Source organism: Streptomyces sp. NPDC026417 (assembly GCF_055567695.1).
In genome coordinates this window covers 23,767-32,102 of sequence record NZ_JBVHPY010000017.1, presented here as the reverse complement: position 1 = coordinate 32,102, position 8,336 = coordinate 23,767, and the positions used below count along the sequence as shown (strand labels likewise).

Here is an 8,336-nt window from a genome sequence, read left to right as displayed (position 1 = left end):
TCTACCCCCCCCCCCTACCCCCCCCCCCCCCCCCCCCCCCCCCCCACCCCCCCCCCCCCTCCCCCCCCCCCCCCCCCCCCCCCCCCCCCCCCCACTGCCCGGCGGCTACTCGGACTTGATGGCCGTCAGCATGTTCAGGCGGGCCGCCCGGCGGGCCGGCCACAGCGCCGCGAGGACACCGACCGCCGCGGCGAGCAGCAGGAAGACCGCCATCCGGCCCCAGGGCAGCACCAGTTCGTACGTCGCCATCTTCGTGCCCAGCAGTTCGCCGGCGGCCCAGCCGAAGAACACGCCGAGGCCGATGCCCAGCACACCGCCGAACAGCGAGATGACCAGCGACTCCAGGCGCACCATCCGCTTGATGCCCTTGCGGTCCAGGCCGATCGCGCGCAGCATGCCGATCTCCTGCGAGCGCTCGAAGACGGACATGGCCAGGGTGTTGATGACACCGAGCACCGCGACGATCACCGCCATGGCGAGCAGTCCGTAGAGCATGTTCAGCATCAGCGTGAACATCTGCGCGATGCCCTCGGAGATGTCCTTCTTGTCCTGGACCTGGATGGCCGGGGTGTCGCCGAGCGCCTTCTCCAGCCGGTCCTTCACCGCGCCCGAGGCCCCGCCGGACGTCTTCAGCATGACCTGCATGTCCGCCGGGTCGTGCTGGTGCGGCGCGAGCGTCGCGGTGTCCAGCATGATGCCCCGGATCATCTCGTTGCCCTGGTAGACGCCCGCGACCGTGAGCCGCTGCCGCTCGCCGTCCTCGTAGGAGGCGGTGAAGTGCGAACCGGCCTTCCAGCCGTGCGAGTCGGCCGTGTCGTCGTCGACGACGACCCGGGTGCCGCCGACTGCGAAGGCGCCGTCGTCGACGGGGAGGTCGGTCAGGTCGGCGATGGACCGGCCGTCGACGCCGGTCAGGTACTCGGTCTCGCCGTCGATGCGCGCGGGGGCGTTGCGCAGCGGGCTGGTGGCGGTGACGCCGTCGGTGGCGGCGAGCGGCTTCTCGACGTCGGGCGAGAGCATGTTGCCGTTCGCCATCGACACCACGTAGTCCGCCTTGATCGCGGAGCCGGCCATCTTGTCGATCGACGTCTGCAGACTGCCCGCCATCACCGTCATGCCGGTGATCAGGGTGAGGCCGATCATCAGCGCCGAGGCGGTGGCGGCGGTACGGCGCGGGTTGCGCACGGAGTTCTGGCGGGCGAGCTTGCCGGAGACCCCGAAGACGCGCAGCACCGGCGCCGCCGCGGCGATCAGCGGGCGGGACAGCAGCGGCGTCAGGATGAACACGCCGATGATCAGCAGGACCGCGCCGAGACCCATCGGGGCCTGGCCGTCCGAGCCGTCCATGGTGGTGGCGAACAGGACCACCGCGACGCCCGCCGCCGAGAAGAGGGCGCCGAGGGTGTTGCGGAGCACGAGCGATCTGGTGGTGGCCTTGGCGTGCACACTGCTCATCGCGGCGACCGGCGGGATCTTCGCGGCACGGCGGCCCGGCAGCCACGCGGCGAGCATGGTGATCAGGACGCCCACCGCGAGGGCCGTCGCGACCGTGCCCGGCGTGACGACCAGCGGACCGTCCGGGACGGTGGCGCCGAGCGTGGTCATCAGAGAGCGCATCCCGGCGCCGATGCCGATGCCCGCGGCGAGACCGGTGACGGCGGCGACCGTACCGACCACGAACGCCTCGAGCAGCACCGAGCGGGTGATCTGCCTGCGGGAGGCGCCGACGGCGCGCAGCAGGGCCAGTTCCTTGGTGCGCTGGGCGACCAGCATGGTGAAGGTGTTGGCGATGATGAAGGTGCCGACGAAGAGGGCGATGCCGGCGAAGACCAGCAGGCCCGTCTTCATGCCGCTCATCGCGGAGGCGATCTGGGTGGCCTGGTCGTCGGCGAGGCGCTTGCCGGTGGTGGTGGAGGCGACGTCCTCCGGCACGACCTCGTCGAGCGCGCTGCGCAGCGCGGTCTGGCTGGTGCCGGGAGCGGCCGTCACGTCGATCTCGTCGTACGTGCCGGGTTCGGCGAAGAGACGCTGCGCGGTCGGGGTGTCGAAGAGGGCGAGGCTGCCGCCCGCGGCGACGTTGCCGTCGTCGGTGGTGAAGACGCCGGTGACCCTGGGCTCCAGCACGGGCCCGTCGATCGAGAGCCGTACGGTGTCGCCGACCCGGTATCCGGCCCGCCGCGCGGTCTCGGAGTCGATGGCCACCTCGTGCTCGCCCCGGGGGGCCCGGCCGCTCGTCAGCGGGTACCGCGGGTCCTTCTTCCCCCAGTAGTTGCCGCCCTGCGACTGGAAGCCGCCGCCGATCAGCTCGCCGTCCTTGTCGGCGATGGCGGTGAAGCCGTTCACGACACCGATGGTGGTGTCGGCGCCGGACACCCCGGCGGCCTTCTCCAGCAGGGCCTGGGTGAGCTTCGGTTCCTTGCCGACGCGGTCGCCCTCGTCCTGCCGTCCCTCCGGCCGGATGGCGACGTCGACCTGGTCGAAGCCCTTGGCCGAGCTCTTCTGGTAGGCGTCCGAGATGGTGTTGGTGAAGACCAGGGTGCCGGACACGAAGGCGACGCCGAGCATGACGGCGAGCACGGTCATCAGCAGCCTGGCCTTGTGCGCGAAGACATTGCGCAGGGCGGTACGGAACATGGGTGTGTCTCAGTCCAGGGGAGTAGAAGCTCTGGTCGGCCGCGGGGGCGGTTGCGGGCCGCCGCGGCGGCCGGCGACGGCGGACGGCGGCGGTGTCGGACCCGCGCCGGGAGGGTCAGCTGGTGCGGCCCTTGGCGTCGAACTGCTTCATGCGGTCCAGGACGGTGTCCGCGGTCGGCTCGTGCACCTCGTCGACGATCCGGCCGTCGGCGAGGAACACCACGCGGTCGGCGTACGCGGCGGCGACCGGGTCGTGGGTGACCATGACCACGGTCTGCCCGAGCTCCCGCACGGAGTTGCGCAGGAAGCCCAGCACCTCGGCGCCCGAGCGGGAGTCGAGGTTTCCGGTCGGCTCGTCGCCGAAGACGATGTCGGGCCGGGAGGCGAGCGCGCGGGCCACGGCGACGCGCTGCTGCTGGCCGCCGGAGAGCTCGGAGGGCCGGTGCCGGAGGCGGTCGCCGAGACCCACCATCGTGATCACGGTGTCCAGCCACTGCCGGTCCGGCTTGCGGCCCGCGATGTCCATGGGCAGCGTGATGTTCTCCAGCGCGGTCAGGGTCGGCAGCAGGTTGAAGGCCTGGAAGATGAAGCCGATCTTGTCCCGGCGCAGCCTGGTGAGCTGTTTGTCCTTCAGGGACCCGAGTTCGGTCTCGCCGACGCGCACGGAGCCGGAGGAGAAGGTGTCGAGGCCGGCCACGCAGTGCATCAGCGTGGACTTGCCGGACCCGGAGGGGCCCATGATCGCGGTGAACTCGGCCTGGCGGAAGTCGACGGTGACCCGGTCCAGGGCGACCACCTGGGTCTCGCCCTGTCCGTAGACCTTCGACAGTTCCGTGGCGCGGGCGGCCACCGCGGTGGTCGGGCCGGCGAGGGGTGTGGTGGTCACGGGAGGGTGCTCCTGACGGGACGGCGGTGAGGGGGACTCGTCCCATCCTCACGGCCGCGCGGCACCGTGGAGTCAGCCGCTGTTCCGGTTCCGGGGGGCGACTCCGGGCGGACCGCGGACGGCGGTGTCATACCTGGGGATGACGGGCGCCCCTGAGGGGGCATCAGGCCCGCGACCGGCGGACGCCGTCACCCGGGCGGTGAAATTACGTCATTCCGTATACACGGGCGGGCGTCGCCAGAAAGGCTATTGGCAAGTGCGGATGGCCCGTACCCAGTGCTGATGCACCCTCAGACGCCAATAAAATAAGACAACATCGGGCCGACCACCGGTAGTTAGGGGGATGCGTCCCGATAGGCTCGGATCCTCGATGCGGAGCCCATGGCCTGCCCGGATGGTGGAATGCAGACACGGCGAGCTTAAACCTCGCTGCCCCTCGCGGGCGTACCGGTTCAAGTCCGGTTCCGGGCACCTCCGAGTTACACGCGGACGAAATCACCCGCTATGCGGTCATGGGCGTGTTCCGAGACGCTGTAGACCGATGTGGACCGGCACGGCCTCTCGCCGCACCCCTCTTCCCCGCGCCGCCGCCCATTGACAGCGGGCGCAGCCCGTCGGAGACTCACAGCCACGACCTCAGTGAAGTAAATTTCACTAGGCGAACAGGAGTGCGGCGAAGACGCACCCGTACGAGGGCAGAGGGGCGTGCCGATGAGGACCACCGTCGGGATCATCGGGGCCGGACCGGCCGGACTGCTGCTGGCGCGGCTCCTGCACAACGCGGGCATCGCGTCCGTCGTCCTGGAGAGCCGCGACCGCGCCTACGTGGAGCAGCGGCAGCGGGCCGGAATCCTGGAGCAGGGCACGGTCGACGTGCTCCGGGCGGCCGGTGCCGGGGAGCGCATGGACCGCGAGGGGCTGCGGCACGACGGTATCGAACTGCGCTTCGAGCGCACCCGGCACCGCGTCGACTTCCCCGCGCTCACCGGCGGCAGCTCGGTGATGGTGTACGCGCAGACCGAGGTGTGCAAGGACCTCATCGCCCTGCAGCTCAAGGAGGGCGGACCGCTGCTGTTCGAGGCCGAGGCGCTGGCCGTGGAGGGCGCGGACGGCGAGCACCCGCGCGTGCGCTTCCGCCACGAGGGACGCGAGGCCGTCCTGGAGTGCGACTACGTGGTCGGCTGCGACGGCTTCTGGGGCGTGGCCCGCGAGGCGGTCCCGGCCGCGCTCTCCCGGGTCTTCGAGCGGACCTACCCCTTCGGCTGGCTCGGCATCCTCGCCGACGTGCCCCCCTCGCACGACGAACTCGTCTACGCCCGCCACGACCGCGGCTTCGCCCTGCTCAGCATGCGCTCCCCGGCCGTCTCCCGCCTCTACCTCCAGGTGCCCGAGGGCACCGACGCCGAGGCCTGGCGCGACGAGGACATCTGGGACGAGCTGGAGCGCCGCTTCGCGACCGACGACGACTGGCGGCTGCGGCGCGGCCCGGTCACCGCCAAGTCGGTGACGCCGATGCGCAGCTTCGTCCACGAGCCGATGCGCTACGGACGGCTCTTCCTGGCCGGCGACGCGGCCCACATCGTGCCCCCCACCGGCGCGAAGGGGCTCAACCTCGCGGTCGGGGACGTCGTCACCTTCGCCCGCGCGCTGGTCGCGCTGCGGACCACCGGATCGGCCGAACGGCTCGACGCGTACTCCGAGACCTGCCTGCGCCGCGTCTGGCAGGCCGAGCGGTTCTCGTACGACATGACGACCCTGCTGCACCGTGCCCCCGGTGCCACCCCCTTCGAGGAGCGCATCCAGCTGGCCCGGCTGCGGCGGATCACCGCCTCCCGGGCGGCCGAGACGGAGCTGGCGGAGGCGTACACCGGGTTCCCCTTCGAGTGAGCCGCCCCGCGCGTGCCGGGAATCCCCCGCCCACGTAGCGTGTTGCGCACCACGACGAGGGAAAGATCCTCCCCAAGCAGTAGGTTCTTTCCTTTGCCTACCTATTACTCTTGAGCCAAGGCCGCGCAGGGTGGCCATGGAGGAGTGAAATGAGGAGCAGCAACCCGGTCTTCTCGCGACGGGGGTTCAGCCGCGACAACGGCTACGCGGGCTTCAACACCGCGCCGCAGGCCGGGGGAGCAGCTGTCGGCACGCAGGGCAACCCCTACGCGCAGGGCAACCCGTACGCGCAGGGCGGCAACCCCTACGCGCAGAACCCCTACGCGCAGCAGGACCTTCAGCACGGCGCTCCGCCGCAGGCCCCGGTCTCCACCGGCCGTATGACGATGGACGACGTCGTCATGCGCACCGGCATGACCCTCGGCACCGTGGTTCTCACCGCGGTCCTGTCGTGGGTCCTGCTGCCCGTGGACGAGGCCAACATCGGCAAGTCCTACGGCATCGGCATCGCCGCGGCCCTGGTGGCCATGGTGCTGGCGCTCGTCCAGTCGTTCAAGCGCAAGCCGGTACCCGCGCTGATCCTGGCCTACGCGGCGTTCGAGGGTGTCTTCCTCGGCGTGATCTCCAGCGCGGTGTCCACCTACATCGCGGACGGCGTGGTCGCCCAGGCGGTGCTCGGCACCATGGCGGTCTTCGCCGGCGTCCTCCTCGCCTACAAGATGGGCTGGATCCGGGTCACCCGCCGGTTCTACGGCTTCGTCATGGCCGCGGCGCTGGGCTTCGTGCTGCTGATGGCCGTGAACCTGCTGTTCGCGGTGTTCGGCGGCGGTGACGGCCTCGGCTTCCGCAGCGGCGGTCTCGGCATCCTGTTCGGCGTCATCGGCATCATCCTCGGCGCCTGCTTCCTGGCCCTCGACTTCAAGCAGGTCGAGGACGGCGTCAGGTACGGCGCGCCGCGCGAGGAGTCCTGGCTGGCCGCCTTCGGCCTGACCCTGACCCTGGTGTGGATCTACCTGGAGATGCTGCGCCTGCTGTCGATCCTGCAGGGCAACGACTGACCAGGCTTCCACGGCCCGCCGGTTTCCGGCGGCACCGGAAGGGCCCGCGAACTCCGGTTCGCGGGCCCTTCGCCGTACGCGGGTCTCGTTCGGTGGTGCGCGCTAGAGGAGTTTGCGCGCGGCCCTCCTCAGGTCGTACTCGTGAATGATCGCCTTGGCGTGGCCGTACGCGAGGTCGTGTTCCGCGCGGAGCCAGCTGACCTTTTCCTCGAAGCGGAAGAGGGCGGGGCCTTCGTCGACGGTGCGAAGCCAGTCGGAGATCTCACGACCGGTGCAGTGCGGGATTCGGGCGAGCAGGTTGCGATGGGTCTCCTCGGAGAAGACTTGGGACATCGGCGCCTCCGGACGCAATGGGATGTAAGCCGGTCCTTCACGCCACCGTGCCTGAGCGCCGGGGCGTTGGCAACAGTCCCGCCACGGCGCGTAGTCTCGCGGCGTGCTTGATACGACGCCGTTGACCCGAGCCGTGGACCACTTCGCCGACCGGTTGCGGGCCGCCCCGCAGAGCCGCCTGCAGCGGGGTGCGGCGGCCGAGGCACTGGGGGTGGCCAGGGAGTTGGCGCGGCGGGCCCAGCGGCTGGAGGACCCCTCGGCCGAGCCCCGGGAGATGCCGGACGTGGGCATGTTCGCCGCCGCGGACCAGATCACCGTGGCCGGACACGACCTGGCGCTCGCACTGACGGACGAGACGGATCTGGCGGAGGCGCTCACCCTCGTCCAGGAGGCACAGAAGCGCGCCGGAGTCTGATCGGCTCCGGCGCGTGGGGTGCGCGGTGCGCCCGCTGCGTGGGCGGGCGCCTGTTCCTACGCGGACGCTATGACGCGGTCCGCGAGGATGTAGACGTTCTCCTCGCCGCACCCGAACGTCAGCGCGTACGCGCCCGAGACGCCGGAGCCGCCCAGCAGCACCGGGGTGCGGCCCGCGCGCAGCGCGGCGGCGAGCCGCTCGGCGGTCTCGCGGTGGCCCGGGGTCATGCACAGCGTCGTACCGTCCGCGAAGACGTAGACGTCGAGCGTGCCCAGCGGGCCGGGGCGGACGTCGGCCAGCTCGGTGCGGGACTCCGCGAGTTCCTCGAGGCAGGCCACCGTGCGCTCGTGGTCGTTCACGACGGGTGACTGGACCGGTACGAAGTCCGGGTGCGAGGGGTGGCGGCGGCGGGCCGCGGCCAGTTCGGGGGACTCCCCGGCGAACTCGTCGATCTCCAGGTCCGGCTCGGTCACCGGCTCCAGGTGCTCGAAGCCGGCGAAGTCCGACTGGCGCGGCAGGAACAGCTCGCTGTCGGGCAGGCCGAGCAGGGTGGGCCCGTCGGAGGCGTCACGCCCCTCCTGGGCGGCCCAGAACGCCCGCGCCTCGGCCAGCTCCCGCTCCCGCTCCTCGGCGAGCGCCTCGGCGACCGCGGCGCGTATCTGCTCCGCGTCGGCGGTGGAGCGGGCGGCGGGCACCCGGCCCCGTACGGCGTCGGCCCGGCTCTGGGCGAGTTCGGTCTGCAGGGCCTTCACCTGCCGGCGCAGTCCGTGCGCGGCACGCAGGACGGCGACGCCCACGGCGGCTGTTGCGGCCGTGGTGAGCAGCAGAGCTAGAGGCATGGTGCTCACTGACGTACTCCCGGTTCAAAGTCGACCCCCGACTTCCTACCTCAGCTTGAAGGGCGGACCACTCGGCTGTCAGTGCGTAACGTCACGAAAGGGGCAGGACTTTGGGCCCGGGGTTTACTCGTGAAACCGCTCTGACCTGCGAAAAGACCTATCCGGAGGGAGATAGGTCACATCCTGGGGGAGATTGGATCACAAATCGGCCCGGACTCCCGAAGTTTCCGGGGATCCGGGCCGGTTCGGTCACCGTGCGTTCAACTGCGGTGACTGGTACGGAA

7 protein-coding genes and 1 tRNA gene are annotated in these 8,336 nt (G+C 71.0%); 4 read left to right on the top strand and 4 right to left on the bottom strand.

All coding sequences use genetic code 11. The features are described from left to right. Nucleotides 1–105: 105 nt before the first annotated feature. A complete protein-coding gene (locus tag ACZ4NT_RS25245; RefSeq protein WP_467727741.1) occupies nucleotides 106–2,634 on the bottom strand; it encodes an ABC transporter permease in 2,529 nt (842 codons plus the stop codon). A gap of 115 nt (nucleotides 2,635–2,749) precedes the next feature. Beyond that, the gene (locus ACZ4NT_RS25240) at nucleotides 2,750–3,520 is read right to left on the bottom strand and encodes an ABC transporter ATP-binding protein (protein ID WP_121402503.1); all 771 of its coding nucleotides are present in this window, start codon (nucleotides 3,518–3,520) and stop codon (nucleotides 2,750–2,752) included. Nucleotides 3,521–3,908: 388 nt separating this feature from the next. On the opposite strand from ACZ4NT_RS25240, the gene ACZ4NT_RS25235 reads away from it, so the two are divergent. The 3 genes from ACZ4NT_RS25235 to ACZ4NT_RS25225 all read left to right on the top strand — a co-directional run bounded on the left by ACZ4NT_RS25235 (nucleotide 3,909) and on the right by ACZ4NT_RS25225 (nucleotide 6,465). Next, nucleotides 3,909–3,991 (top strand) — tRNA-Leu (locus ACZ4NT_RS25235). A gap of 240 nt (nucleotides 3,992–4,231) precedes the next feature. Then, a complete protein-coding gene (locus ACZ4NT_RS25230; protein ID WP_467727739.1) occupies nucleotides 4,232–5,407 on the top strand; it encodes a 4-hydroxybenzoate 3-monooxygenase in 1,176 nt (391 codons plus the stop codon). Nucleotides 5,408–5,556: 149 nt separating this feature from the next. Beyond that, nucleotides 5,557–6,465, top strand: coding sequence for a Bax inhibitor-1/YccA family protein (locus ACZ4NT_RS25225; protein ID WP_121402505.1), 909 nt, complete (start codon nucleotides 5,557–5,559; stop codon nucleotides 6,463–6,465). Nucleotides 6,466–6,567: 102 nt separating this feature from the next. On the opposite strand, the gene ACZ4NT_RS25220 is transcribed toward ACZ4NT_RS25225, so the two are convergent. After that, nucleotides 6,568–6,798 (bottom strand): DUF4287 domain-containing protein, encoded by a 231-nt coding sequence (locus ACZ4NT_RS25220; RefSeq protein ID WP_103550712.1) that lies wholly within the window; start codon nucleotides 6,796–6,798, stop codon nucleotides 6,568–6,570. Between the two features lie 103 nt (nucleotides 6,799–6,901). Between ACZ4NT_RS25220 and ACZ4NT_RS25215 the strand changes: the two genes are divergently transcribed. Next, nucleotides 6,902–7,213: a hypothetical protein gene (locus ACZ4NT_RS25215; RefSeq protein WP_183116824.1), complete on the top strand. Its 312-nt coding sequence runs from the start codon at nucleotides 6,902–6,904 to the stop codon at nucleotides 7,211–7,213. Nucleotides 7,214–7,269: 56 nt separating this feature from the next. On the opposite strand, the gene ACZ4NT_RS25210 is transcribed toward ACZ4NT_RS25215, so the two are convergent. Next, a complete protein-coding gene (locus ACZ4NT_RS25210) occupies nucleotides 7,270–8,052 on the bottom strand; it encodes a hypothetical protein (RefSeq protein WP_121404692.1) in 783 nt (260 codons plus the stop codon). Between the last annotated feature and the right edge of the window lie 284 nt (nucleotides 8,053–8,336).

Excerpts from the sequence above, each read along its gene's own strand:
- ACZ4NT_RS25210 (WP_121404692.1), bottom strand. The coding sequence starts at position 8,052 with ATGCCTCTAGCTCTGCTGCTCACCACGGCCGCAACAGCCGCCGTGGGC.
- ACZ4NT_RS25225 (WP_121402505.1), top strand. The coding sequence starts at position 5,557 with ATGAGGAGCAGCAACCCGGTCTTCTCGCGACGGGGGTTCAGCCGCGAC.
- ACZ4NT_RS25220 (WP_103550712.1), bottom strand. The coding sequence starts at position 6,798 with ATGTCCCAAGTCTTCTCCGAGGAGACCCATCGCAACCTGCTCGCCCGA.
- ACZ4NT_RS25230 (WP_467727739.1), top strand. The coding sequence starts at position 4,232 with ATGAGGACCACCGTCGGGATCATCGGGGCCGGACCGGCCGGACTGCTG.
- ACZ4NT_RS25245 (WP_467727741.1), bottom strand. The coding sequence starts at position 2,634 with ATGTTCCGTACCGCCCTGCGCAATGTCTTCGCGCACAAGGCCAGGCTG.